The following is a 25,351-nucleotide window of genomic DNA, read 5'->3' as shown; positions in this document are numbered from 1 at the left end:
GGGTTATCAACCCTGCCCCGCCGAAAACTCACGCGAAGGAGTCCCATGGATCTCGGAGTCATCATCCAGCGCTTCATCGACGAGGACGGAAACATCGTCCTCCCCCAAAACTTCACCATCCCGGCTTTGACCGAGATGCTGTACTTCATGGGTGCCCAGATGGGCAACATCGATGACACCAACATCCGTTACTGGGATTACTCCGAGAGCGCAGAGGGCACGGTTGTCGAATACTCCCGCCGCGAAGTCAACACCCGCATCAAGGCCGTCGCCGCGCGGCTCATGCAGGTCGGCGAGCCCGGCGACCGCGTCGCCATCCTCGCGTCGAATTCCCCGGAGTACCTGTTCGGCTTCATGGGGGCGATGTATGCCAGCCAGGTCCCGATCCCGCTCTACGACCCGAACGAGCCGGGACACGGAGAGCACCTCAAAGCCGTGCTCGCGGATTCGGCTGCGAAAACCGTCCTGACCAATAAGGCGGGCGCGCCTGCCGTGCGGGCCTTTTTTGCGGACCTGCCGGCCGCCGAACGCCCCCGTATCCTCTTGGTGGATTCGTTGCCGGACTCGCTCGCCGAGTCGTGGGAGCCGCTGGAGACGGCGGAGGGCACCGATACCGCGCTGGATACTTCGTTTTTGCAGTACACCTCTGGGTCGACCCGCATGCCGGCGGGCGTGGTGCTGACCAATGAATCAATTGTCACCAACGTGATCCAGATTTACACCGCCGGTAAGCTCCAGCAGCCGCTGCGCGCCGCGATCTGGCTGCCGCTGCACCACGACATGGGCATTATCGTGTCGATGCTGCTCGTCGTGCTGGGCAACGAGGTTGAACTAATGGCGCCGCGTGACTTCATCCAGCAGCCGAAGCGCTTCATCAAACAGCTGGCACGCCGCGCGGACGAGCCGGACGACATGCACGTCTACTCGGTCATCCCGAACTTCGCCCTCGACGTCGCCGCACGCTACGCCCCGGTTACCGAATCGGACGACATTGACCTGTCCGGCGTCGAGGGGCTGATCATCGGCTCCGAGTCCGTCACCCAGGCCGGTGTGGACACGTTCATGGCGGCCTTCGAGCCTGCCGGCATGCGCCGCGACTCGCTTCGCCCAGGCTACGGCCTGGCCGAGGCGACGCTGATTGTCACGCTCGCCGACGAGCCGCGGTTTACCAGGTTCGACCGCGAGCAGCTCGCCCTGGGCCGCGCCGTGGAAACCGAAGACGGCCTGGCCATGGCCTCGACCGGCCACCCGGTGCGCTGGATGGACTTCGCGATCGTCGACCCGGAAACCCGCAACGAGCTCGAGGACGGCACCATCGGCGAGATCTGGATCCACGGCGCCAACGTTGCAGGGGGCTATCTCGACCGCGAGGAAGAAACCAAGGAAGCCTTCGACAACTCCATCAACGAGACCCTGCGCGAGGGCCTGCCGCGCGATTCGTGGCTTGCCACCGGTGACCTGGGCACCGTCTACGACGGCGAGGTCTACATCACCGGCCGACTCAAGGAGCTGGTGGTCATTGCCGGGCGCAACCACTACCCGCAGGACATCGAAGCCACCGTGATGGAGGCCACCGACCACGTCCGGGCAGACTCGGTCGCGGCCTTCGCGGTTCCGGGCGAGGACGTTGAGCGCCTGGTGCTGTTCGTCGAGCGCGCCGACGGCGCCTCACCCGAAGGCGACCTCGCTGCGGAAGACTCCATTCGCGCCGCGGTGACCACCAAGCACGGTGTGTCGCCCGATGTGGTGGAGTTTTACGCCCCGAATGGGATTGCGCGCTCGTCCTCCGGCAAGATTGCCCGCCGCGTGAACATGCAGAAGTACCTCAACCGATAGAAAGAAGCGAGGAGCGATAGGCTCAATGCTTATGAACGAAACTGAGCTGATCACCTGGTTGCGCGAGTGGGTTGCCCAGACCACGGGAGCCGACATCGCCGACATCGACCCGGCCAAGCCCCTGCAAACGTTCGGCTTGTCCTCGCGCGACGCTGTGATCATGTCGGGTGAGCTGGAGAATCTGCTTGGCACGCGGATCGATCCGACGATCGCTTACCAGTACCCGACGATCGCTTCGTTGGCCGCCGCGCTGACCGCGCAGAAGACCCCGGACGCTCCGCAGTATCAGGCCGCTCGCAATCGCGCGGATCATTCACCGGGCACCCGCGACATCGCCATCGTCGGCACCGCGGGCCGCTTCCCCGGCGCGGACAGCGTCAGCGAGTTTTGGCAGCTGCTTATCGACGGCCAGGTGACCACCGGACCCCTGCCCGAGGGGCGCTGGTCGGAGTACCTGGCCGACCCCCTCATGCGCACCAAGCTCGAGGACGAAAGCACCGCCGGCGGGTATTTGAGCGACATCGCGTCCTTCGACAACGAAATGTTCGGTCTCAGCCCGCTCGAGGCCGAGAACATGGACCCGCAGCAGCGCATCATGCTGGAGCTGGCGTTCGAGGCGCTCGAGGACGCGCACATTCCCGCCAGCTCCCTGCGGGGTGCCCCCGTCGGGGTGTTCGTTGGTTCCTCGAACAACGATTACGGCCTGCTCATGTCGTCGGATCCCACCACGGCGCACCCTTACGGCCTGACCGGGGCGTCCTCAGCGATTATTCCGAACCGCATCTCCTACGCGTTTGATTTCCGCGGACCTTCCGTCAGCGTGGACACGGCCTGCTCGGCATCGCTGGTGTCCACCCACCACGCGGTGCGCGCGTTGCGCGACGGGGAGTGCGACGTGGCGCTCGCCGGCGGCGTCAACATCATGGCCAGCCCGCACGCCTCGTTGATGTTCTCCGAGCTCGGGGTGATTTCCCCGACCGAGCGCATCCACGCGTTTTCCGCCGACGCCGACGGCATCGTCCGCTCGGAGGCCGCCGGTTTCCTCGTGCTCAAGCGCGTCGACGACGCGATGAACGACGGCGACACGATCTACGGTGTGATCAAGGGCTCGGCCACCAACTCCGACGGGCACTCCAACGGGCTGACCGCACCGAACCCGGAGGCCCAGGTCGATGTCCTGCGCCGCGCGTACGCGGATGCGGGCATCGACCCGGCCACGGTCGATCTCGTCGAGGCGCACGGCACCGGCACAATCCTCGGCGACCCGATTGAGGCCACCGCTCTCGGAGCCGTGCTCGGGCAAAAGCGCACGAACGCCGCCCCGCTGCTGCTCGGCTCCGCGAAATCGAACATCGGCCACTCCGAGTCCGCCGCGGGCGCAGCCGCCCTGATCAAGGTGGTCGAAGCACTCAAGCACGACACCATCCCGGCGTCGGTGAACTACACCGCCCCGAACGAGTACGTCGATTTCGACGCCGCCCACATCGAGGTGGTCCAGGACCCGCGCGAGTGGCCGCGCTACTCGGGCCGCCGCATCGCGGGCGTGTCCGGCTTCGGCTTCGGCGGTACAAACGCCCACGTTGTGGTGAGTGACTTCGACCCCGCCGATTACTCCTCGGAACCTGTTTCGACGCCAGCTGAGCTTGTCGGCACCCACAGCGACAGCCCCGCTGTCGCACTGCCGGTGTCCGGCCATCTGCCGTCGCGCCGCAAAGACGCCGCCGCGACCGTGGCGGACTACCTCGAGGGCCGCAAGGACGCGGACCTCGTGCCCGTGGCGCGCTCGCTGGCAAAGCGCAACCACGCTCGCTCCGCCGCGGTCGTGCAGGCGGCGAGCATCGCAGAAGCCGTCAAGCGGCTGCGCCAGGTGGCGGAGGGCAAGACCGGGCCGGGCATCGCTGTGGCCGATTCCCCGGCGCCCGTCGGCCCGGTGTTCGTCTACTCCGGATTCGGCTCGCAGCACAGGCTGATGGCGAAGAAGCTCGTGGAGATCTCCCCGCTGTTCCGCCGCCGTCTGGAGCAGCTCGACCAGGTGGTCACGTTCGAGTCCGGCTGGTCCCTGATGGACCTGATCACCGACGACGAAAAGACCTACGACACCGAAACCGGCCAGGTGGCGATCACCGCGATCCAGGTCGCGCAGACGGACCTTTTGGCCAGCTTTGGTATCACCCCGGCCGCCACGATGGGCATGTCAATGGGCGAGATGGCCGCGGCCTATGGCGCGGGCGGGTTAACGGGTGAAGAGGCCGTGCGCATCGCGTGCCACCGTGCCCGTTTGATGAACGAGGGCGTGGAGCAGATCGCCGGCACCGATGCCGAGGGTGCGATGGCCGTCGTCGAGCTCGGGCGCGAGGAGCTTGCCGAGTCCGTGCGCACCCACCCCGAGGCCGAGGGCGTGGAGCCCGCGGTCTATGCCGGACCCGGCATGACCACTGTGGGCGGGCCCGCAAAGGCGGTCGACGTGCTGGTTGGTGCACTTGAGGCCGAGGAGAAGTTCGCCCGCAAACTGCAGGTCAAGGGCGCGGGACACACCAGCATGCTTGATCCCATTATGGGCGATCTCGCCGGCGAGCTCGCCGGCCTGACCGGCCAGCCGCTGCGCGTGCCCCTGTACTCCTCCGTGGACCGCGGCGTGGTGTACGCCGCCGGCGAGACGGTGCACAACGACGAGTACTTCCTGCGCATGACCCGCCAACCCGTCTTCTTCCAGGACGCCACGGAAGCGGCCCTGCGCGCCGGGCACACCACGTTTGTTGAAATCGCCCCGAACCCGGTGGCCGTGATGGGCATGATGAACACCGCGTTTAGCGCGGGCAAGCCGGACGTTCAGCTTCTGTTCTCCACCAAACGCAAGGTCGATGAGGTTGAGTCGCTGCGTGATCTAGCGGCCAAGCTCTACGTCCAGGGCGTGCCCGTCGACTTCACCGGCTTCTACGGTCCGGGTCCGCTTCTTGCCGCACCCGCGACGACGATGAAGCGCAACCGCCTGTGGACCTCCGCGCGCCCGCTGTCCGGCAGCGCGTCGCTGTTGGGCACCAAGGTCGCACTGCCCGACGGCAAGGTGGCATACGCGGTGCAGGCCGACCAGGTCTACAGCCCGCACCAGCTCATCGAGGCCGTGGCCGAGCAGGTCAGCCCGGGCGCGAGCGTTGTGGCCACCCAGGAGCACGGGGTCCTGCCCGCGCACGGCGAGCTGACCACGATCGCGGCGCACTCCCTCGGCGGCACCAGCGTTTCCGTCTACAGCGGTGACACGCTGCTCGTAGAAGGCTTCGCTACCACGCTCGATCTGGCGGGCCCGCGCTCGCCGCAGGGTGTGGCCGAGGTCGCCGAGCCCGCCGAGGCAGCACCGCTGCGCAGCGTCGAGGAGGTCGACGCCGTGCGCTGGGACCCGAGCTCGGGTGAAACGGTGGCGCAGCGCCTGCGCGCGATCGTCTCCGAGACGATGGGCTACGACGCCGATGACCTGCCCGACGAGCTGCCGCTGATCGACCTCGGGTTGGATTCGCTCATGGGCATGCGCATTAAAAACCGCGTCGAAAACGACTTCCAGATCCCGCCGCTGCAGGTGCAGACGCTTCGCGACGCCTCCGTGGCCGACGTGGTCCGCATCGTCGAGCAGGCCGTCGCCGGCAACAGCGACGCCCCGCAGCCGCGCCCCGACAACTCGCCGACCCGCGACGTCGCTTCCGAGGTGGCCAAGGCCGAGGCCGCCGGGACAACTGGGGTGGGCGTTGCTCCGCGCGACGCCTCCGAGCGCATGGTGTTCGGCGCCTGGGCGAAGTACGCCGGCGCAGCTGCTGCCGGTGTGACCTCCCCGCTGCCGGCAATCGACGACGCCGTCGCCGCCGAGATTGCCGCGCACCTGTCCGAGCGCTCCGGCATCGAGGTCACGGCAGCCGAGGTCAGCGGCGCGGACGCGCTCGAGACGCTGGCGAACAAGGTGCGCGAGGGCTTAGAGACGCCCGTGGATGGCAACGTGCGGGTGTTCCGGGAGCGTGGTCAGGGCGTCGATAAGCCAAGCGTGTTCGTCTTCCACCCGGCCGGGGGATCGAGCTCGGTCTACGAGCCCTTGTCGCGCCGGCTGGCCAGGGACGTGCCCGTCTACGGCATTGAGCGCCTCGAGGGCACGTTAGAGGAGCGCGCCGCGGCCTACGTCGAGGACATCGAGCGGCTTTCCGACGGCCGCCCGGTCGTCCTCGCCGGCTGGTCCTTCGGCGGTGCTTTGGCCTATGAGGTCGCCCACCAGCTCGGCGACGACAAGGTCGCCTTCATCGCGCTGCTGGACACCACGCGGCCGTCCAATCCCGCGCCGAAGACGAAAGAGGAAACGCGCAAGCGCTGGGAGCGCTACGCGCAGTTTGCCAAGGACACCTACGGGCTCGACTTCCCGGTGCCCTACGACCTGCTCGACAGCGCGGGTGAAGACGCCGTGTTGAACATGCTCGGCGAGTTCCTCGCCACCACCGACGCCTCCGCCCACGGGTTGGCTGCCGGTGTGCTGGAGCACCAGCGGGCATCGTTCGTGGACAACCAGATCCTGGGCAACCTCGACTTCGCCCGCTGGGCTGGGGTGAAGGTGCCGGTGCTGCTGTTCCGCGCGGAGCGGATGCACGAGGGCGCGATCATCCTCGAGCCGGCCTACGCCCACATTGACGAGGACGGTGGCTGGGGGGGCATCGTCGACGACCTGGAAATCGTGCATCTACCCGGTGACCACCTCGCGGTAGTCGACGAGCCGGCGGTGGGGATCGTCGGCAAGCACATGAACGATTGGATTGATAATGTCAACCGCCGCTAAGCTCGCCGACCTGCGTTCGCGCCTGGACAAGGCGCAGGACCCGGGCTCGGAGAAATCACGCAAGAGGCGCGACGACGCTGGCCAAACCACGCCGCGCCAGCGCATCAACGCGCTTTTAGACGAAGGCACCTTCGTCGAAGTCGGCGCGCTCGCCCGCACCCCCGGCGACCCGGACGCCGTCTACTCCGACGGTGTGGTCACCGGCTACGGGCGTATCGACGGCCGCCCCGTGGCCATTTACGCCCACGACAAAACGGTCTACGGCGGTTCCGTCGGCGTCACCTTCGGACGCAAAGTCACCGAGATCATGGACATGGCCATCAAGATCGGCTGCCCGGTGATCGGTATCCAAGACTCCGGCGGTGCGCGCATCCAGGACGCGGTGACGTCGCTGGCGATGTACTCGGAGATCGCGCGGCGCCAGTTCCCGCTGAGTGGTCGCTCCCCGCAGATCTCGATCATGCTGGGCAAGTCCGCCGGGGGCGCCGTGTACGCGCCGGTGACCACCGACTTCGTCGTCGCTGTCGAGGGCCAGGCCGAGATGTACGTCACGGGCCCCGCCGTGATCCGCGAGGTCACGGGGGAAAACATCAGCTCTGCCGAGCTCGGCGGAGCCTCCCAGCAGGAGCTCAACGGCAACGTCTCCGCGGTCGTTGGCAGCGAGGAGGAGGCCTTCGACTACGTCCGCGAGCTGCTGGCGCTGTTGCCCACCTCAACTTTCGACGAGGCCCCGGTGGCGTGGGCGCCGGCCGACGACGAGCTCGACGACTCCGACCTCGACACCTTCATGCCGGACGACACCAACGCCGGCTACGACATGATGGACCTGCTGGTCCAGCTCGGCGATGACGAGGACGTCGTGGAGATCCAGGCCAACTACGCCGAGAACCTGATCTGCGCGTTCGGGCGTATCGACGGCCGCACGGTCGGTTTCGTGGCGAACAACCCCATGCACTACGCCGGCTGCATCGACGCCGACGCCGCGGACAAGGGTGCGCGGTTTATCCACATCTGCGACGCTTACAACATTCCGCTCGTGTTCGTGGTGGACACCCCCGGCTACCTGCCAGGTGTGGAGCAGGAGAAGGTGGGTCTGATCCACCGCGGCGCCAAGTTTGGCTTCGCCGTGGCCGGGTCCACCGTGCCCAAGGTCGCGCTGATCGTGCGCAAGGCCTACGGCGGCGCCTACGCGGTGATGGGGTCGAAGAACCTCACCGGCGACATCAACCTGGCCTGGCCCACCGCACAGATCGCGGTGATGGGTTCCGCGGCCGCGGTAGTGATGATCCAGGGCAAGCAGCTCGCCGCCGTGGAGGACCCCGCGCAGCGCGCCGCAATGAAGAAGATGTTCATGGATTTCTACGACGAAACCATGACTTCTCCCTACGTCGCCGCCGAACGCGGGTTCATCGATTCCATGATCCAGCCGTCGGAGACTAGACTTGCTCTCCGACGGGCGTTGCGCCAGCTTGCTTCGAAACAGGTATTTGACCTACCCAAGAAGCACGCAATCAGCCCTCTGTAAAGAAAAACGAAAGGGTAATCATGATTTCTAGCGCACTTGACATCGTCGGCGAAGCTCTCAACTACGTCGTGTGGTTCCTATCCGGCCTGTCCTCGGGTGACCCGCTATACGCGTGGGGCTCCAGCTTCAAGTAAGCCAGGTTACGACCCTCGAAAGCGGGGCACTGACGGCGGCTACCGCCCGTTGGTGCCCCGCTTTGGGTTTCATTGGGGCGAGCGCGGTGTGGAACCTCACCGTTATCGGCTGCGCTGAAAAATGGGGCTAACACCTACCGGCGCTTCTGCGCGAGGGCGACGACGCCGCGCCAGCCCAGCATGAGCAGCGCCGACATGGACGACGCCACGATGACGAAGGACCAGTGGGGGAGCTTATCGCGGTAGAAGCCCCAGATGATCAGGCCGACGACGAGGGTGATCAGCCAGATCAGCCAGCCGCGGTTTTCGCGGGTGATCAGCCAGGCGAGGGCGACGCCGACGGCGAAGGGGAGGAAGGTCTCCAGCCAACTTGCGAAGTTGAACTTCATCTCCTCCGTCTGGTGGGCGGCGCGGGCCAGGAGTGCGAAGGCGGCGATGGCGACGAAATCTGCTGCGATGGCGTAGCTCTTGCGAATCATGCTCACGAGCTTACGCGGGGCGCCGCGTCGGGCTGCGGTGCGCCGATCATGAACCCGCGCCCGGCGTAGGTGGCGAGGTAAACCACCCACCCGATCGCGGTGATCAGGGCGAAGGATACTCCGCGGTAGATGAGTGTGGCTGCGGTGGCGTCGACAAGCGGGAGCCCGCCGGCCACCAGGGTGCCCGCGGCGATTGCTTCGACGGTGCCCACTCCGCCGGGGGTGACCTGGGCGGCGCCGGCGAGTTTGGTCATGACGAATGCGAGGGTGACCCCTGCCAGCGTGGTTTGGTTCAGTCCGGGGTTGCTCAGCGGTACCTCCCCGCTGGTGGCCCAGACGGAGAAGTACAGCACCGCGAGGTCGAAAAGGCGGTTGAGCAGAGAGAGCAGGGCGGTCAGAGCGAAGCGCCCGGCGGACATGCGGATGCGCGAGACCTCGTCGATCACGGAGATGAGCTTGCCGCGCACGCGCTCGGGAACGTAGCGCACCCACTTTTTTAGAAGCTCGGAGTTGCGGGTTGCCCAGTAGAGGGCCAGCGTCGTACCGACCGCGACGGCGAGTGAGACTCCTAGCGCCGCCAGCGAGAGAGAGGCCCCGAGGAAAATCACCGCGGCGATGCCGATGAGGACGAGCCAGACCGTGGACAGGGCCCCAGAGACGACGAAGAACCAGCCGCACACACCCGCGCTCGCGCCCCAGGAGCGCTGCACCCGAAACGTCAGCCACGCCGAGACAGCCGGGCCTCCCGGGATGGAGGTGGACCAGGCGTTTGAGGCTAAAGTGATGGCGCTGGCCTGGGGGAGGTGTGCGACGGGCCGCTCCACGTTGATCAGCAACTGCATGACGGCGGCCATGCACACGATCGACAGTAGCGCGCACGCGATGGCGGCGGCGACGGGGGCGAGTGGGGCGTCGGCAAGCGCGCGGGTAGCCTCGCCGATAAACGAAAGCTCGTCGCGGAACACCAGCGCGAGGAGCACGAGCACCGCGAGCGGGGTCAGCCACCTGACCCACCGCCACACTTGCGAGCGCACGGGTTAGCGACCGTCGCCGTGTTCGTCGTTAAGCCGCTTCATCAGCTCCTGGAACGGGATGAGCTCGCGGTTGTCCTCGACGGACCTGCCGCCGCGCGCGGGCTGGTTGTCTACCACGGTGTCGGCGACTGCGATGTCGCCGTCGTGCAGCTCGGTGTGCGCGGCCTGAAGCGCGAGGGGCGCGGGGGCCGGGGAAAGGGCGTTCGCGCCGGCGGGGACGTGCTCGGAGTGTTCGCCGATCCGTGCGTAGACGCGCTTGACCCAGCGCGGGGCCCACCAGTTGTCCTCGCGCAGCAGGTGCATCACGGCGGGCACGAGGAGCAGGCGGATCACGGTGGCGTCGAGCGCGAGGGAGAAGATCATGCCGAAGGCGATGTACTTCATCATCACGATCTCGCTCATGGCAAATGCGGCGGCGACGACGATCATGATGGCAGCCGCGGCGGTGATGATCCCGCCGGTGCGCGCTGTGCCGTAGGCGATCGCGCCGTCGGTCGAGGCGTTGTTGTGGCGGGCCTCGACCATGCGCGAGAGCAGGAAGACCTCGTAGTCGGTGGACAGGCCGTAGAGGATGGCAATGATGAGCACCAGCACCGGGCTCATCAACGGCCCCGGGGTGAAGTCGAGCAGCCCCGCGCCGACGCCGTCGACGAAGACGAGGGTGAGGAAGCCCAGGGTCGCGCCGATGCCGAGCAGGTTCATGATCACGGCCTTCGCCGGCAGGATCATCGAGCCGAACAGCAGCGCCATGAGGATAAACGTCGCGGCGACCATATAAAGCGCCATCCACGGCAGGCGCGCGAGCAGCGCCTCGATGGACTCGACCTCCATCGCGGGTGTGCCCGAGACGTACAGCTCAACGCCCTCCGGGGCTTCAATCGCGCGCATTTGCTTGACGACGTCCGCCCCACCGTTGCGGTCCTCAAGCGGCGCCGACAGGATCGTCGTCCCGTCCTGCGTCGGGTGCGAGGGAGCAAGCGGTTTTGCCAGGCCGGTGATCTGGCGCGCCTGCATGACGACGTCGACAAGTTGCTGGTTATCCGCACCGGTGACCACGAGCTTGACGGGGTCGGTGCGGAAGGCGGGGAAGGAGGTGTTGAAATCGTCCTGGGCCTGGCGGGTTTCCTGGCTCGGAGGCAGGTAGGTTTCGTTGATGCCGCCGAAGGTGATGCCGACCACCGGCACGGTGAGCAGGATCAGCAGCGCCGTGGTGCTCACGACAACGCCCTTAGCGTGGCGCATTGACCACCGCGGGATGCGGTACCAGACGGTGTCTTCGATGCGCCGGCCCACGCGCGCGGTTTTGCGCACCGACCACAGGTCGATGCGCCGGCCGAGGAGACCGAACAGGGAGGGCAGCACGGTGACGGAGATGACCGCGGCGAGCACCACCGCGGCGATCGCGCCGTAGGCGACCGACTTCAAAAACGCCTGCGGGAACATAAGCAGGCCCGAAAGCGCAACGCCGACCATGAGCGCGGAGAAGAACACCGTTTTGCCGGCGGTGGCTGTGGTGACCGCGACCGCCTCGTCGACGTCGAGGCCCTTGTCCAGCTCCTCGCGGAAGCGCGAGACCATAAACAGTCCGTAGTCGATCGCCAGGCCGAGGCCCAGCAGCGTGATCACCGACTGGGAGAACACGTTGACCTGCTGGAACTGCGCCAGGATAGCCAGAAGCGACAGCGACCCGGCGATGGAGAGCACGCCCACGATCAGCGGCATCGCCGCGGCGACGACGCTGCCGAAGACCCACAGGAGGATCAGCGCGACGAAGATCAGGCCGATCTTCTCGGCGCGGGCGATGTCGTCGGCCATGCCCTTGTCCAGGGCGTCGGCGACCGCGGTGGCTCCGGCGATCTCGATCTCCGCGCCGCCGGGAAGCTCAATGGCTTCAAGTGCCGGTTGAATGGTCCGGAAGTCGCGCAGGGTTTGCTCCCCGTCGCCGGCAAGCCCGATCGCTGCGAACGCCTTGGTGCCGTCCTCGGTGATCTGCTGCGGGTTGGGGGTGGCGAAGTAGCTGCTTATGCTTTCGATTTCCTCCGGGAACTGGTCCCGCAGCGCCTCGATCTGGCGGTTCGCGGCGTCGAACACCTCACCTTCGGCGACCCCGTTAGGCGAGGTCACCAGGAGGATGACGTCACCGGAGTTGTCGCGGCCGAAGGTGTCCTGCTCGATCACAGCGGCGGCGGTGGAGTCGGCGCCCGGGTCCTCCCAGCCCTCCTGCGAGAGGCGGTCGGCGAGCTTTGAGCCGAAGAGCACCTGCATCGCGATGATGATCGCGATGATCACCACGGGGATGATCTTGCGGTGGCGGTACGCGAAAGCGCCCCAGTTGTAAAACACGCGTGCTTCTCCTTACGCCTGGGCCGAGTGCGCGTTGCTGCGCTCTGTACGCTCGCCGCGCGAGCTGTGCAGCAGCGCCGTGAGCGGGCGGAAGGGCTGCAGCCAGGCACCCTCTTCCGGGAGCTGGTCCAGGTTGACGCGCGGCAGCGGCTCGCGGAAGACTCCCGGGATGTCCTCGAGGTCGACGAAGTCGATCTCCTCGTTGATCACCGCCCACGAGGCGTGCTCGTGGAAGCCGAGGACGGTCACCGGGACGCCCTCGCTGAGCAGGTCCTCGATGGTGGACATGAAGTTCTGGCCATCCGCCGAGGCGACGACGAGCCCGCGCAGCACACCTTCGTCGCGGCGGCGCTCAATGTGGGCCAGCATGTCTTGGTCCACGTCAGAGTCGTCGCCGCTCTTCGGCTTGGCAAACACGGCGAAGCCGACGTTGCGCAGCGCCTCGACCCAGGGCCGCACGACGTCGGCGCCCTGGGCTGCGATGTTGGTGAACACGGTCGCTTCGGGCTCGACGCGCTCGCCGGTTTCGGCTGTGGCGTCTTCCGCACGCGAGATGAGCCAGCGGCCGATCGCGTCGAAGCGGGGGCGGTAGGCGGCGGTGGGGCGCCCGCCGAGGATGGCGCCGAGGCCCATGTCAAGGTTCGGCGCATCCCAGACCAGCAGGAAGCTGTCGGGGCCGGCCTGCGCGCCCGGGGTGTACGGGTGGGTCATCTCGTGGAGGTCGTGCATTCTCGTCCTGCTTCCCGGTTCTATTTCTTTACCCAGAGGTACTCGCGGATGACATGGTCCTTGTCCAGGCCCTTGCCCTCGAACTTGGTAATCACTTGGCGGTCGGTCAGAAGCGGCGCTTCGGGCCAGGGCCACCCCTTAAACTCCAGCATTGGCTCGACGTCCACCAGCTCGTCGATCCATTCAGCGTAATCGGCGTGGTCGGTGGCCACGTGCAACACCCCGGAAGGTTTCAGCCGGGTCGCGATTAAGTTCAGTGTGCCCGATTGGATGATGCGGCGCTTGTGGTGGCGCGCCTTCGGCCACGGGTCGGGGAAGAAGATGCGCACGCCGTCGAGCGATTCCGGCTCGAACATGCGGGCCAGGACCTCAACGCCGTCGCCGCGGATCATGCGCACGTTGTCGATGTCATTGCGCACGACCGCGCCGAGCAGCTTCGCCAGCCCCGGCTTGTACAGCTCGACGGCGACGATGTTGGTGTCCGCCTCAAGCGGCGCCATCGCGGCGGTGGAGGTGCCGGTGCCGGAGCCGATTTCCACGATCGTCGGGTGCCCGGTGCGGCCGAACCATTCGTCGACGTTGAGGGGGGCGTCGTCAAGCAGGCGGCCCAGCCGAGGCCAGTGCTCGTCGAAGAGGGCTTCCTGGTTGTCGGTGAGCGTGCCGCGGCGGAAGGTGACGGAACCGAGGCGCGGGTAATCGAGCCCGGTGGTGAACTCGGTTTGGGGCGGGCGCCCGGCTGGAAGTTCACCCGTGCCTGAGCGTTCGGTTTGGGAAAAATCAGAATTATTCATCACGTCAATTGTGCACATGACATGCGCAAATGCAAGTTTCTCGCCACTGCTTATCGACGCCCGTCCCCCCGCCACCTCTCCACCCCCGAACGGGGTAGGGAATCGGTCAACCGACGAGTGTCGAAATGTTTGACTGGGTAGCGCGTGGCGTTTGTGCAGGATGTGCGCCGTTTTGCGGGGTGGGCGGGGGTTTTGGGCGCCCTAAAACGGGGGTGGCAAACGGGCATGTCGGCGCGGGTTTTGCGTGTTATGGGTCACTGGGCGGCGGTGGAATGTCGGCGCGAATTGTAGCGTTAGTGCCCGTAGACGCTGGTTTTCGATAGGCTAGTAGCCTACAAGAAAGTTCTTCGCGGAAACGTTTCCGGGGAGAGCGAGTGAAAGTGCATCACGCTGATCAAACTCCACGACAACCCGACGACAACGAAGGCACAGGAGAGTACATGACCACCGCAATCAAGGGGATGGCGCAGGAAGCGCCCACCGACAACGAACACCTCATCGCTTGGGTTAACGAGGCTGTGGATCTATTCCAGCCGGAGCGCGTGGTCTTCGTAGACGGTTCCCAAGAGGAGTGGGACGCCTTTGCTGCCGACCTGGTTGAGAAGGGCACCTTGATCAAGCTCAACGAGGAAAAGCGCCCGAACTCCTACCTGGCGCGCTCCAACCCGTCCGACGTCGCACGAGTCGAGTCGCGCACCTTTATCGCCACCGAGGCTGAGGCGGACGCCGGCCCCACCAACAATTGGATGAAGCCCGAGGCCCTCAAAGACGAGATGCGCGAGCACTTCCGCGGCTCCATGAAGGGGCGCACCATGTACGTCGTGCCGTTCTGCATGGGCCCCATCACCGACCCCGACCCGAAGCTGGGCGTGCAGCTCACGGACTCGGAGTACGTTGTCCTGTCCATGCGCATCATGACCCGCATGGGCCAGGAAGCGCTGGACAAGATCGAGGGCGACAACTTCGTGCACTGCCTCCACTCCGTCGGCGCCCCGCTGGCCGAGGGTGAGCGGGACGTGGCGTGGCCCTGCAACTCCACGAAATACATTTCCCAGTTCCCGGAGACCAAGGAGATCTGGTCCTTCGGCTCCGGCTACGGCGGTAACGCAATTCTGGCGAAGAAGTGTTACGCGCTGCGCATCGCTTCCGTTATGGCCAAGGAGGAAGGCTGGATGGCGGAGCACATGCTCATCCTCAAGCTGACCTCGCCGGAGGGCAAGACCTACCACATCGCCGGCGCATTCCCCTCGGCTTGCGGCAAGACCAACCTCGCGATGATCACCCCGACGCTCGAGGGTTGGAGCGCCGAGGTCGTCGGCGACGATATCGCCTGGATGCACCTCAAGGAGGACGGCCTGTACGCGGTGAACCCGGAGAACGGATTCTTCGGCGTCGCGCCGGGCACCAACTACGCCTCCAACCCGATCGCGATGCGCACCATGGAGCCGGGCAACACCCTGTTCACCAACGTCGCGCTCACCGACGACGGCGATATTTGGTGGGAGGGCATGGACGGTGAAGAGCCCGCGCACCTGATCGACTGGCGCGGTGCCGACTGGACCCCGGATTCCGGCCAGGACGCCGCCCACCCGAACTCGCGCTACTGCGTGCCGATCGAGCAGTGCCCGACCGCCGCGCCGGAGTTCAACGACCCGAACGGTGTGAAGATCGATGCCATTCTCTTCGGTGGCCGCCGCCCCGACACCGTGCCGCTGGTGACCCAGGCGCTCGACTGGGAGCACGGCACCATGATCGGTGCGATGCTCTCCTCCGGGCAGACCGCCGCCTCCTCCGAGGCGAAGGTCGGTAGCCTGCGCCACGACCCGATGGCCATGCTGCCGTTCATGGGTTACGCGGTGGGCGACTACTTCCAGCACTGGATCGACATGGGCAACCGCGGCGGAGATCGCATGCCGGAGATCTTCCTGGTCAACTGGTTCCGCCGCGGCGACGACGGTCGCTTCCTGTGGCCGGGCTTCGGCGAGAACTCCCGCGTGCTGAAGTGGATCATCGACCGCATCGAGGGCAAGGTTGGCGCCGACGAAACCGTCGTGGGCCATACCGCCCGCGCCGAGGACCTCGACCTGACCGGCCTGGACACCCCGCTCGCCGATGTGGAGGAAGCCCTCCACGCCGACCCGAAGCTGTGGTCCGGCGACATCGAGGATTCGCGCCGCTACTTCGAGCGCCTCGGCGAGCGGGTCCCGAGCGAAATCTTCGACCAGCTGGACAAGCTCTCCGACCGCGTCAAGGCCGCGAAGTAGTTCACCGGTCGATTTCGGGTGGCACGCGCAGCGCCACCACCAGGTTGGAGGTCGCGAACTCGCGCAGCAGTGGCACCCGCGCCACCCACCACGCCCACGACGGGTGATAGCGCGGGAACGCCACGAACTCAAGGTTTTGCTCGCGCGCCCACCTCAGGCCGTCGGTCGCGGAGACGTCGAAAAGCGACATGCCCCAGACGTTCTTCGGCTGGCGGCCATGTTTGCGCGCGTAACGACGCCTCGCGTACTCGCCGCCCACATAATGCGGCCACAGGCCGGTCTCGTGGCCGCCGAACGGGCCGAGCCACACGGTGTAGCTGAGCACGACCAGCCCGCCCGGGGCGCACACCCGGATCATCTCATCGGCCATGTCGCGCCAGTTCGGGATGTGTTCGGCGACGTTGGAGGAATACACCACGTCGAAAGATGCGTCGGCAAAGGGCAGTGCGGCGCCGTCGCCGCGCACCGCGCCGTAGCCGCTGAGGCCCGCCGCCGACATCTCGGACACGTCCGGCTCAAGGCCGACGTAGTGCGCGCCGACGCGGGCGAACTCCGCGGCGAAGTAGCCCGGGCCGCCCCCGACGTCGAGGACGTTCTTGGCCTTCAGCGGTGAGTGGGTCAGGTCGTTGGAGAGGGCGTCGATAAGCAGCGCGGTGTCGCGGGCGAGGCCGCCGTAGAAAATGGCTGGCCGGAACTGCTCGTACACAAAGGAGCGGAGAAGGCGCACTGAGCGGTTCCAGGTGGCGAGGCGGCGGGTACGGTACACACGTATGAAGATACTGCTGCTGTGTTGGCGCGACATGTCCCACCCTCAGGGGGGTGGATCGGAAGCCTACATCGAGCGCGTCGGTGAGTATCTCGCGCGCCAGGGCCACGACGTGGTGCTGCGCACGGCCGCGTACACTGACGCGCCGCGCCGCAGCGTCAAAAACGGGGTGCGCATCGAGCGCTCCGGCGGCAAGTACGGCGTTTACCTGCTCGCGCCGCTGGCGGCGTGGCGGCACCGCCCGGACGTGATTGTGGATACTCAAAACGGCATCCCGTTTTTCGCGCGGTTGTACTCGCGGGCGGAGACGGTGCTGCTCACCCACCACAGTCACCTGCGGCAATGGCCAGTCGCGGGGCCTTTTATTGGGCGGCTCGGGTCGTTTCTGGAGCGCCGCGTCGCCCCGCGCGTTTACCGCGGCGCGCAGTACGTCACCGTGTCCGACGCCTCGCGCGAGGACCTCATCGCCCTGGGCGTGCGCGACGCCGACATCGCGGTGGTGCACAACGGGGTCGATCCGGTGCCGCAGGTCGTGCCCTACCTGCCTGATGACGGGCTAACGCACCTGGCCACCCTGTCGCGGCTAGTGCCGCACAAGCGCATTGAGCAGGCGATCGACGTCGTGCGCGAGCTCGACGGCGTGGTGCTCGACGTGCTTGGTTCCGGCTGGTGGGAGGACGAGCTGCGCACCTACGCTGCGGGGCTCGAGGGGCGCGTGATCTTCCACGGACACGTCAGCGACGAGTACAAGCACGCCGTGCTCTCGCGCGCGTCGCTGCACCTGATGCCGAGTGTGAAAGAGGGCTGGGGGATCGCGGTCATCGAGGCCGCGCAGCACGGCGTGCCCACCGTCGGCTACGTCGAGGCCGGGGGCCTAAGCGACTCCATCGTCGACGGGGTCACGGGCCGCCTCGCCGGCTCGCGGCAGCAGTTCCGGGAGATCATTGAGCATTTGCTTGACGACGCCCCCGAGCGCGACCGATTAGGCGCCGGCGCTCTCGAATGGGCGCAACGCTTCTCGTGGGAGGAGACGGGCCGCCGGTTCGCGGAGGTGCTGGCGCACGTCAAGCGCCCGTCCCCGTGATCTGTGGGGGCGGGCGCTTGACGTGCGTGGCTAGTTCAGCCGGTCGGAATCGTCTAGTAGTTGGTCGCTGCGCAGAAGGTGCAGCATCTCGGCTTCGACGAGGATGGGGATGAAGTCCGGCACTGTTGCTCGAGCGTTGTGCAGCCGTAACACAGCTTCGAACGTGGTGCTGACTTGAGCGGCAGGGTAAGTGCCGCTCCACGCAACCATCAGGTCGTGTCGGATGTTTTCCAACGCGCGGCGCCTCATGATGCTGAAGTCAACCGCGGCCACGATGGACTCGCTTACGCGGGGATGTCCAGGTCGCGGGTTCGCAGACGCTCCTTCATTTCTGCCTCGACGAGGACGGGGACGAAGTCTTCGATGACTGCGTTATTCTTGTGCTCGGCCTTGACGGCGTCGAAGGTCTCCTGGATGTCCTCTGCCGGGTAGGTGTTTGCCCACTCGGTGACGAGGTCTTCGCGAATGTTGCGCAGGGCGCGCTCGCGGATGATGCTGAAGTCGATGTTGTTAGTCATGGTTATGCTCCTTGGATCTGTAGTAGCGAAACCGCGTAGGACACGCGGTCCGATTGAGGGGGATTCGTAGGTGTCACGGTCTGCGGTGCGGGCCGTGCCCTCTCGGTTGATGGTGTTGACTGTTGACTTGTTTGCTGACTTGTTTTCGAGAGGGGATTCGGCGTGCTCCGGACGGAGTCGCGAGATCACCTGCTCTGCAATTGCGGTGCTCATTGCTTACTGTCACCCTTTCTGTCTCGATGGGCTACACCATGTGTGTAACCTTTTGTTCATCTGGTGTTAACCATAAGTCATTTCGGTTTTGGGGTCAACCGTCCCGTTGATTGGTCTTCGTCATTTATGGGTTGTGGCCCAGTAAATGAGTTAACAGTGCTGGTCAGCGGGTTTTCTTTACTGCATCTGGGCGATGTGTGACGTTTGTCACACTAGTTGTTTTGGGGTTGGGTTGGGCCGCGCAAATGATTTAACCCAAGGTTAAATCAATGTGTCTTTCGGGGGTTTTGGGGCTTTGGGACTCTGCCGCTGCGGAGTACGTGTCTGCGTGCTGGGGAAGATGTCACCGTCTTTGCTGGACGTTCTGGGCATCAGATTTGCTCTGAAATCTTCCCCGTGTGTTTGGGACGTGCTTCCAGTAGCAGCGTTCTGACGATCCGATAGCACCCGGATGAGCACCGGATAGCGGTGCTTGGTCCGGGTGCCGGCGGGGCTATTGCGCGTCGGCGAGGTGTCGGCGCATGTTCGGCCCGTCGAGTGGGAGGATCTCGGCGCCTGCCACAATCCGGTTGAGGATCGATTCGGCGATCACCGCGTCATGCAGGGATTTGTACCAGTCCTGCGGCTCGAACTGGGAGGTGACCAGGGTCGAGCCACGGCCGTCCCGGGCCGCGAGGATGTTGAGCAGCTCCGCGGCGGTGTGCTGGTTGATGGGCGTGGTCAGGAAGTCATCGATGACCAGCAGGTCGCAGTTGTGCAGGTCGGTGAGGAAGTCCAGCCGTTTCTGCGACGCGGGGTCCATGACCGCGAGCTGGTTGGCCAGATCATCGAGTCTGAAGAACCGGGCGGTGTAGAACTTCCGGCAGGCGGCGTTGAGCAGCGCCAACGCGAGGTAGGTCTTGCCGACACTGGATTTCCCCAGGATGACCAGGTTGTGGGTCTGATCGATCCATTGACAGCTGGACAGCCGTGCAATTAGCTCACGATTGAGGTTGCGGTCGGGAAGGTAGCGGATTTCTTCTACGCAGGCATCAGGGTTTGGCGATCTGGATGCCTTGAGTAGTTTCTGGGTCCGACGTTGCTCCCTGGCCGTGATCTCCTTATCCAGGGCGTGGAAGATCTTCTGCGAGAACGTCCACTCATCGCAGGCGGGGTCGTTGGCCAGGTCGATGACGGTTTTCCCGAAGGCGGTCATCCGCAGCTGGGTGAACAACGTCATGTCGGCGTCGGTGAGGTGTCGATCCATCACGCCTGACCTCCTTCATCGTGGGCAGGATCCGTCTTTCCCAGTAGAGCGTCGAGGCTGAAGTGCTCAGGGCCAGCCAGGTGCGCACCGCGGGTGTCCCGTGAGCCCGGGGCCGGGTCGATGCGTGGGGCCGGCGGCGGCGGAGCATCTGTGGTGGTGGGCCGGGCGTGGACCTGGGCCCGCAAGGCCGCCAGGCGTTGCTTGACCGCGGTGTAGCTGACCGCCCGCGGGGAATCAGCGTCAACCAGTTGCCGGCAGGCCTGTTCCAGCAGTGCCTTGTTGTCGCCCTTGCCCAGGGCGAGGATGTTCAGGCAGGTGCGATACCCCTGGGCTTCGATCGGGCGGGCATCGAGCACGCTGGTGATCGCGGCGACGGTGTGGGGACCGACCTTGTGGGCCTGACGCAGGAAATACGCCCTGGACCACAGGTCCGAGGACTGCTGATGCTGATCGGGGACATGATCGGGGTCGGTGACGTAGACATGCTGGCGCGGGGAGACGGTATGGGTGGCGATGATGTCCCCGTCGCACATGACCGTCAGACGGTCGCCGGTGATCTTCACATCAACGTGGCGTCCGGCGAAGGTGTGGGGCACCGAGTACTTCACCGTGGCGATTTCGATGTGGTAATCACGGTTGACCTTGGATTTCCGCCAGGTCACCGGCTGCCAGCGGGACTCCGGCAGCCCAAGCAGTTCCGGCCGCTCATACTCATCGAACAGATCCTTGCGGCTGATCTGCTGTCCGCGGAACGGTGTTCTGGTGTTGATCGCGGTGACCTGGTCGGCCACAGCAGTATTGAGGTCATCCAGGCTGGCGAATCGCTGGCCCGCGAGCCGGCCGATCACCCAGTTGGTCACGACCTTGACCCCGGCTTCGACATTGCCTTTGTCCTGTGGTTTTACGGGACGGGTCGGTACCGCAGCGGTGCGGTGGTGCTCGAGGAAATCCCGGTAGGCGCGGTTGACGTCCCGGGCCCGGTCCCCACGAGCGATCTGGTTGGATGCGGTGGAGGCGTTGTCCGGGATGACGACCTGCGGGATACCGCCGAAGAACTCGAAGGCCTGCTGGTGGGCGTCCAACCAGTTCGGGGACTTCTCATCGAGATAACCGCGGGCGAAGACCATCCCGGAGTACGGCAACGAGGCCACGAATACCGACACCTTGGTCTTGCGCCCGGTGATGGGGTCAAAGACGGCCATCTTCGTGCCCGCCCAGTCGACCTGCATCGTGTGACCGGGAACGTGGGTGATCCGCATGGTCAGGTCGTTGACATCGACGTACTCGCCGATGATCTGGCAGAACCGCTGATAGCTGTAGTGCCGCTGGCCAGGGACGCCGTCCGTGTCGAGGTAGCCGGCCCACAACACGCGCAGCGGGAGCTTCTTCTTGCCCGAGCGTTTGGTGACCATCGCGGCCACGTCGAAGGCGACGAACTCATCCGAGGGCGCCTTGCGCCCGTCGGTGAACAAGGCGTCGAGTTCTTCCGCGGTGAGGTCTTCCACCTGGGAGGTGGAGGTAAAGCCCTGGTCCCGGCAGATTCTCTTCGCTTTGGCGATGGTGGTGTGTGAGCATCCCGCCAGGGCTTCGATCTGTCGGTAGGACAGATTCTGGATCAATAGTGACATCACCAATCGGTAGTCAGTCACGGTGTCTCCTCTTCGAGGTCCACACGCAGCCGAATTACTGCGTGTAGACCTGAGATCACCACAGACCACCAGATGCTGCTATCCGAAGCTCATACCCGCGCTATCCGATCGTCAGAACCGCGCTACTAAAAGCACGTCCCTAACACCCCGTGCGCCCAGGAGAAGATGTCAGCCTGTTTACGAGGCGTTTTTGGGCGCGATTTTGTGTTGAGATCTTCGCTGACGCGTGAGCGAAGATGTCAGCGTGAAAATGAGGCGTTCTGGAGGCCAGATTTGCGCTGAGCTCCTCGATCAACGTGAGGATTAAGATGTCAGCGAGAAATCGACGTGTTCCGGGGTTTCCCATAGCGGCTGAGATCTTCCCGGCACGTCAAGGTGAAGATGTCAGCGTGTTTCGAGGTATTTTTGAGATCAACTTCGCTCTGAGATCTTCCCCCTGAACGCCTAGGAGAAAATGTCAGCGCGAAATCGAGGCATCACGGGCCCCAGATCGACGCTGAGATCTTCCCCAACAAGCACCCCAAAAAACACACGCGAAGTCCGCAGCACTCACTACGAGTCCAAGAGCTCCTGCTGCCGGGAATCCCTCATGTTCACGATGGTGACAACGAACGCGATCGTGGCCCACGGGCCGATCAGGCTCAACGTGCCCAGCGCGGAAGTGCCGAGCAGTATGGAGATGAGTGTCGCCACCCCAACAACAGCCCACAGTGCGATAACGAGGCTCGCCTTGGGAAAACACGACGACATTGAATGTTTATTGCACTCCTTCTGGGTTGAACTGCATCTAGACCTACGCTACTCCTGGCAAAAGCTTTCCGCGCCGCGGCACAAGCGCCAGCAGCGGCACCGCGCCCCACAGCGCTAGCAGCGCCAACCCAAGCGCCGGGCGCGGCGCCGCCGGCGCACCCGTCTCCACCACGCGCCCATCCGGGTAGACCACGACGCCGATCCCGAGAGCAGCCAGCGCACCCGGGTCGTCGCGCGCCTCCTGCGCTTGCGCCCAGCGTGACGACGGCGCGTCGATAACGTGGCCGTCGATACGCAGCTCGCCGGACTCCACCACGTTCATTGCCTTGGTGGCGGGATCGACCACGGGGATGCCGTCCTGGCGCGCCAGCAGAGCGGGGCGGTCGACGAAGAACACGTCTCGGCCGCGGTCGTCGATGTTGGGCACGCTGACCTGCACCGGGGCCAGCTTTGCGACGTCCACAGGTGCGTTAGGCACCGACAGCAGCGCCAGCACGCAGGCCGCCGCGGCGAGCCTCGGCCGGAGCGCCCCGGCGGCGTAGACGTACGCGGGGATGGCCAGGATCACCCACTTCTGGCCGTCGCGAAGCAAGCCCGCGCCCGGCAGCCACTCGACGACGAGCCCCACAACTCCCAGCCACGACGCGATTGCGACGCCGAACCCCACCGCGGCGAGGACGAGCAGACGGCGCGGTACCTCGCGCCACGCGCAGGAAAGCAGGACGAACAGCACGACGCCAAAGACAGCGAAGCCCGCAGAGCGCGAGGGCGGGACCGCCTCGGCGTTCCAGATCCCGCCGAGGCCAAGCAGCGCGCCGAGGGTGCCCACCCACTTCTCGGCGCGCGGGGCGAACGCGGCCGCCGAAGACGCGGTGGCGGTGCCCGACCCCGCGGCGACGAACCCGGCGACGACCCACGGCGCGCACATCAGCACCGCGGCGATGACGTGGCGCCGGCGCGTGGCCAGACTCACCGCCGCCAGCGCGCCCGTCGGGGTCAGCGAGGCAACCCACATCGCCACAATCGAGCCCGTGCACGCGATCAGGGGCATCAGCCACGCCGCAACAGCCAGCGACCACTGGCCCTGGAGAAGACGCTCGATGACAAACGGGTTCCACACCGCGACCGTCATCGCCGCCGCCCGGCCAAACGGGGAAGCGCCGATGCGGTAACCCGCGTAGGCCGCGGCGCAGGCGGCGCCGATGACGATGAGCCGCACGACCAGCACCGGCGCCGGCACAAGCGCCAACACCGCGTCCTGCGGCACGTTGCGCGCGGGCAAGTCGCCGAAGCCGAGCGAGGCGTGGGTGAGCGCCATGTCGGGAAGCACCACCATGTCGCGCAACGCGAACGCGGGGCCCGGGACCATAAAAGGCCAGGTCACGGCCACGACGAGCACGGCGGCCCAGGCGCCGAGGGCGCTAGCGGCGCGCAACCGTCACCGCCGCCCACGCCAGCGCGGCGATGGCCGCGAACCGCGTCACCCACGCCAGCACCTGCAGCGCACGCAGCACGCGGACCTGCCCCGCCGCGTGCTCGCGCGCCTGCGCCCGCGACTGCTCCGACATGCGGAACAGCCCCTCGACTGGGCCCTGGTTGACCGACCACGTCTCGTCGAGGACCTCGCCGGTCCTCATCTGCAAGTCGATGGTCCGCTGCGCCTCGTAGCCCGGCGCGGTGATGTTCGCGCGGTACTTGTACGTGTCCAGGCCGTCGACGCTGCCCGGCCCGAGGTAGTCCAGTCGCGCCGGGGTATCGAAGGTTTCTGGCGCGAACGGGTCCGAGTAGGGGTAGGTGATCCGCTCCGGCCGGTAGGGGAACACGTGGGTCAGGCCCACGCGCCCGTCGACAGGCAGGGCGGTGCTGGCGTGGACGGTGTAGGAATCAGCCAACTCGGTCCCGTCGAGCGTGGTCACGGCGTTGATCACCACGTGGCCGGACTTCGGGCCCTTCTCCGTCGACAGCGTTGTGACCAGCTCCGCGGGACCGTCGTACGTGATCACGGTGCTCTCCCCGGGGTGGATCGTGCGCTGCTGCGCGATCACCACCGGCGAGATCAAGTTCAGCACGAACCCAGCGACGAGCACCACGAGGCACTTCGCTAGCGTCCGCCTAACTCTTACACTGTTCATATCGCTAACACTCTACTTCCCGAATTGGAGGGCCTGCGCGCCGTCGCCGCCCTCGGCATCGTCGTCACGCACGTCGCGTTCCAGACCGCGACGTACCACCCCGTGCTGGAGCGCTTCGATTACTTCGTCGCGGTGTTCTACGCGCTCTCCGCGTTCCTCCTGGCGCGCGGGGGGCAGCGCCCGGGGTACTACCGGCGTCGTCTAGCGAGGCTCGCCCCCGCCTATCTCGCCTGCGTCGCGGTGGTTATGGCGACTCTGCCGGAGCTGACGCACATCTCACTGCGGCAGGTTGTGGCGCAGGTGTTCATGGTGCAGATCTACGTCCCCGACGGCCTAGTCGCCGGGCTGACCCAGATGTGGTCGCTCTGCGTCGAAGTGGCCTTCTACCTGGTTCTTCCGCTTTACCTCCGCTTATCGGCGCCCCTTCGCACGCTCACCCTCGCCCTCGCCATACCCCTGTCCCTGGCGTGGCCGTGGGCGATCGCGGGCGTCACGGTGGTGAACATGCAGATCTGGCCGCCCTCCTACGTTCTGTGGTTCGCCGTCGGCCTCATCCTGGCTGAGCTGGAACGCCTCGGCGTCGGCTACCGCGGCCCCCGCCTGCCGTTTGCGCTGTTGGCGCTGCCCGTGGCGTGGTTCGCGGGCGTTGTCGGCCCTGTTGGGTTGCAGCACCCGTCGCCGGCGGAGTTCAACGCGCGCGTGATCCTGGGCGCCGCGTTCGCCGCTCTGGTGGTCGCGCCGTTCGTGCTGTCGCCGCGCGAGGACGGCCTCTTGGCCTCGAGCGCTATGCGGCGGCTCGGGAGGTGGTCGTACTCGATCTTTTTGTGGCACGTCTGGGTCCTGGCGTTCGCCTTCCCGCTGCTTGGGGTGCCGATCTTCGGCGGGCACTTCGTCGCCGTGCTGGCGTTTACGGTCGCGGTGAGCGTGGCAGTGTCGTACGTTTCCTACGAGTGGGTGGAGGTGCCGGGCGCGCGCTGGGTCAACTCCCGCTACCGCCGAAACCCGGACACCACCGATGTGCCCCGAGTTTCGGCGGAACCTGTGCATTCCTAGG

19 protein-coding genes are annotated in these 25,351 nt (G+C 65.9%); 6 read left to right on the top strand and 13 right to left on the bottom strand.

The window, feature by feature from the left end; all coding sequences use genetic code 11:
* Positions 1–45: 45 nt before the first annotated feature.
* Genes RIU96_RS01245 through RIU96_RS01235 form a run of 3 tightly spaced genes read left to right on the top strand, consistent with a single transcriptional unit; the run spans position 46 to position 8,165 of the window.
* Positions 46–1,836 carry a FadD32-like long-chain-fatty-acid--AMP ligase gene (locus tag RIU96_RS01245; RefSeq protein ID WP_144689822.1) on the top strand — a complete coding sequence of 597 codons (1,791 nt, stop codon included), beginning with the start codon at positions 46–48 and terminating at the stop codon, positions 1,834–1,836.
* Positions 1,837–1,867: 31 nt separating this feature from the next.
* Positions 1,868–6,640 (top strand): polyketide synthase Pks13, encoded by a 4,773-nt coding sequence (pks13, locus tag RIU96_RS01240; RefSeq protein ID WP_259788039.1) that lies wholly within the window; start codon positions 1,868–1,870, stop codon positions 6,638–6,640.
* Positions 6,624–8,165, top strand: coding sequence for an acyl-CoA carboxylase subunit beta (locus tag RIU96_RS01235; protein WP_136649042.1), 1,542 nt, complete (start codon positions 6,624–6,626; stop codon positions 8,163–8,165). The genes pks13 and RIU96_RS01235 overlap by 17 nt, the downstream gene beginning before the upstream one ends.
* Positions 8,166–8,433: 268 nt before the next feature.
* Here the strand turns inward: RIU96_RS01235 and RIU96_RS01230 are convergent, their stop codons facing one another.
* Genes RIU96_RS01230 through trmB form a run of 5 tightly spaced genes read right to left on the bottom strand, consistent with a single transcriptional unit; the run spans position 8,434 to position 13,675 of the window.
* Positions 8,434–8,778, bottom strand: a complete 345-nt coding sequence (locus tag RIU96_RS01230) for a DUF3054 domain-containing protein (protein ID WP_301717190.1) — start codon at positions 8,776–8,778, stop codon at positions 8,434–8,436.
* Positions 8,779–8,780: 2 nt separating this feature from the next.
* Positions 8,781–9,812, bottom strand: coding sequence for a lysylphosphatidylglycerol synthase transmembrane domain-containing protein (locus tag RIU96_RS01225; RefSeq protein ID WP_311205049.1), 1,032 nt, complete (start codon positions 9,810–9,812; stop codon positions 8,781–8,783).
* Positions 9,813–9,815: 3 nt separating this feature from the next.
* Entirely contained in the window at positions 9,816–12,155 is a 2,340-nt protein-coding gene (locus RIU96_RS01220; RefSeq protein WP_136649040.1) for an MMPL family transporter, read from the bottom strand.
* A 12-nt stretch (positions 12,156–12,167) separates the two neighbouring features.
* Entirely contained in the window at positions 12,168–12,884 is a 717-nt protein-coding gene (locus tag RIU96_RS01215; RefSeq protein WP_136649039.1) for an NYN domain-containing protein, read from the bottom strand.
* 20 nt (positions 12,885–12,904) lie between these two features.
* The gene (trmB, locus tag RIU96_RS01210) at positions 12,905–13,675 is read right to left on the bottom strand and encodes a tRNA (guanosine(46)-N7)-methyltransferase TrmB (RefSeq protein ID WP_136649038.1); all 771 of its coding nucleotides are present in this window, start codon (positions 13,673–13,675) and stop codon (positions 12,905–12,907) included.
* A 440-nt stretch (positions 13,676–14,115) separates the two neighbouring features.
* Here trmB and RIU96_RS01205 point away from each other — a divergent pair, with 440 nt between their 5' ends.
* Positions 14,116–15,939, top strand: a complete 1,824-nt coding sequence (locus RIU96_RS01205; protein ID WP_136649037.1) for a phosphoenolpyruvate carboxykinase (GTP) — start codon at positions 14,116–14,118, stop codon at positions 15,937–15,939.
* Position 15,940: 1 nt separating this feature from the next.
* Here the strand turns inward: RIU96_RS01205 and RIU96_RS01200 are convergent, their stop codons facing one another.
* A complete protein-coding gene (locus RIU96_RS01200) occupies positions 15,941–16,705 on the bottom strand; it encodes a class I SAM-dependent methyltransferase (RefSeq protein ID WP_136649036.1) in 765 nt (254 codons plus the stop codon).
* Positions 16,706–16,709: 4 nt separating this feature from the next.
* Here RIU96_RS01200 and RIU96_RS01195 point away from each other — a divergent pair, with 4 nt between their 5' ends.
* Complete coding sequence (locus RIU96_RS01195; protein ID WP_311205048.1) at positions 16,710–17,789, top strand: glycosyltransferase family 4 protein; 1,080 nt, start codon at positions 16,710–16,712, stop codon at positions 17,787–17,789.
* A gap of 30 nt (positions 17,790–17,819) precedes the next feature.
* Here the strand turns inward: RIU96_RS01195 and RIU96_RS01190 are convergent, their stop codons facing one another.
* The 7 genes from RIU96_RS01190 to RIU96_RS01160 form a co-directional block, all read right to left on the bottom strand.
* Entirely contained in the window at positions 17,820–18,062 is a 243-nt protein-coding gene (locus RIU96_RS01190) for a three-helix bundle dimerization domain-containing protein (RefSeq protein WP_311205047.1), read from the bottom strand.
* Positions 18,063–18,073: 11 nt separating this feature from the next.
* Positions 18,074–18,307 (bottom strand): three-helix bundle dimerization domain-containing protein, encoded by a 234-nt coding sequence (locus RIU96_RS01185; protein WP_136649033.1) that lies wholly within the window; start codon positions 18,305–18,307, stop codon positions 18,074–18,076.
* 706 nt (positions 18,308–19,013) lie between these two features.
* Positions 19,014–19,766 (bottom strand): ATP-binding protein, encoded by a 753-nt coding sequence (locus RIU96_RS01180; protein WP_201740600.1) that lies wholly within the window; start codon positions 19,764–19,766, stop codon positions 19,014–19,016.
* On the bottom strand, positions 19,766–21,415 hold the full coding sequence (gene istA / locus RIU96_RS01175; RefSeq protein WP_201740601.1) for an IS21 family transposase: 1,650 nt from the start codon (positions 21,413–21,415) through the stop codon (positions 19,766–19,768). Before istA ends, RIU96_RS01180 begins: the two co-directional genes overlap by 1 nt.
* Before the next feature lie 552 nt (positions 21,416–21,967).
* Positions 21,968–22,108, bottom strand: a complete 141-nt coding sequence (locus RIU96_RS01170; protein WP_186309884.1) for a hypothetical protein — start codon at positions 22,106–22,108, stop codon at positions 21,968–21,970.
* A 100-nt stretch (positions 22,109–22,208) separates the two neighbouring features.
* Positions 22,209–23,600 (bottom strand): MmpA family trehalose lipid delivery protein, encoded by a 1,392-nt coding sequence (locus RIU96_RS01165; RefSeq protein ID WP_136649032.1) that lies wholly within the window; start codon positions 23,598–23,600, stop codon positions 22,209–22,211.
* Positions 23,587–24,297, bottom strand: a complete 711-nt coding sequence (locus RIU96_RS01160) for a hypothetical protein (RefSeq protein WP_144780117.1) — start codon at positions 24,295–24,297, stop codon at positions 23,587–23,589. Before RIU96_RS01160 ends, RIU96_RS01165 begins: the two co-directional genes overlap by 14 nt.
* A gap of 24 nt (positions 24,298–24,321) precedes the next feature.
* On the opposite strand from RIU96_RS01160, the gene RIU96_RS01155 reads away from it, so the two are divergent.
* Positions 24,322–25,350: an acyltransferase family protein gene (locus RIU96_RS01155; protein WP_259790656.1), complete on the top strand. Its 1,029-nt coding sequence runs from the start codon at positions 24,322–24,324 to the stop codon at positions 25,348–25,350.
* The last annotated feature ends 1 nt before the right edge of the window (position 25,351 follow it).

This window comes from Corynebacterium sp. Z-1 (assembly GCF_031844665.1).
GTDB classification, from domain to species: Bacteria; Actinomycetota; Actinomycetes; order Mycobacteriales; family Mycobacteriaceae; genus Corynebacterium; species Corynebacterium sanguinis.
This window is presented reverse-complemented; position numbering and strand designations above follow the sequence as displayed.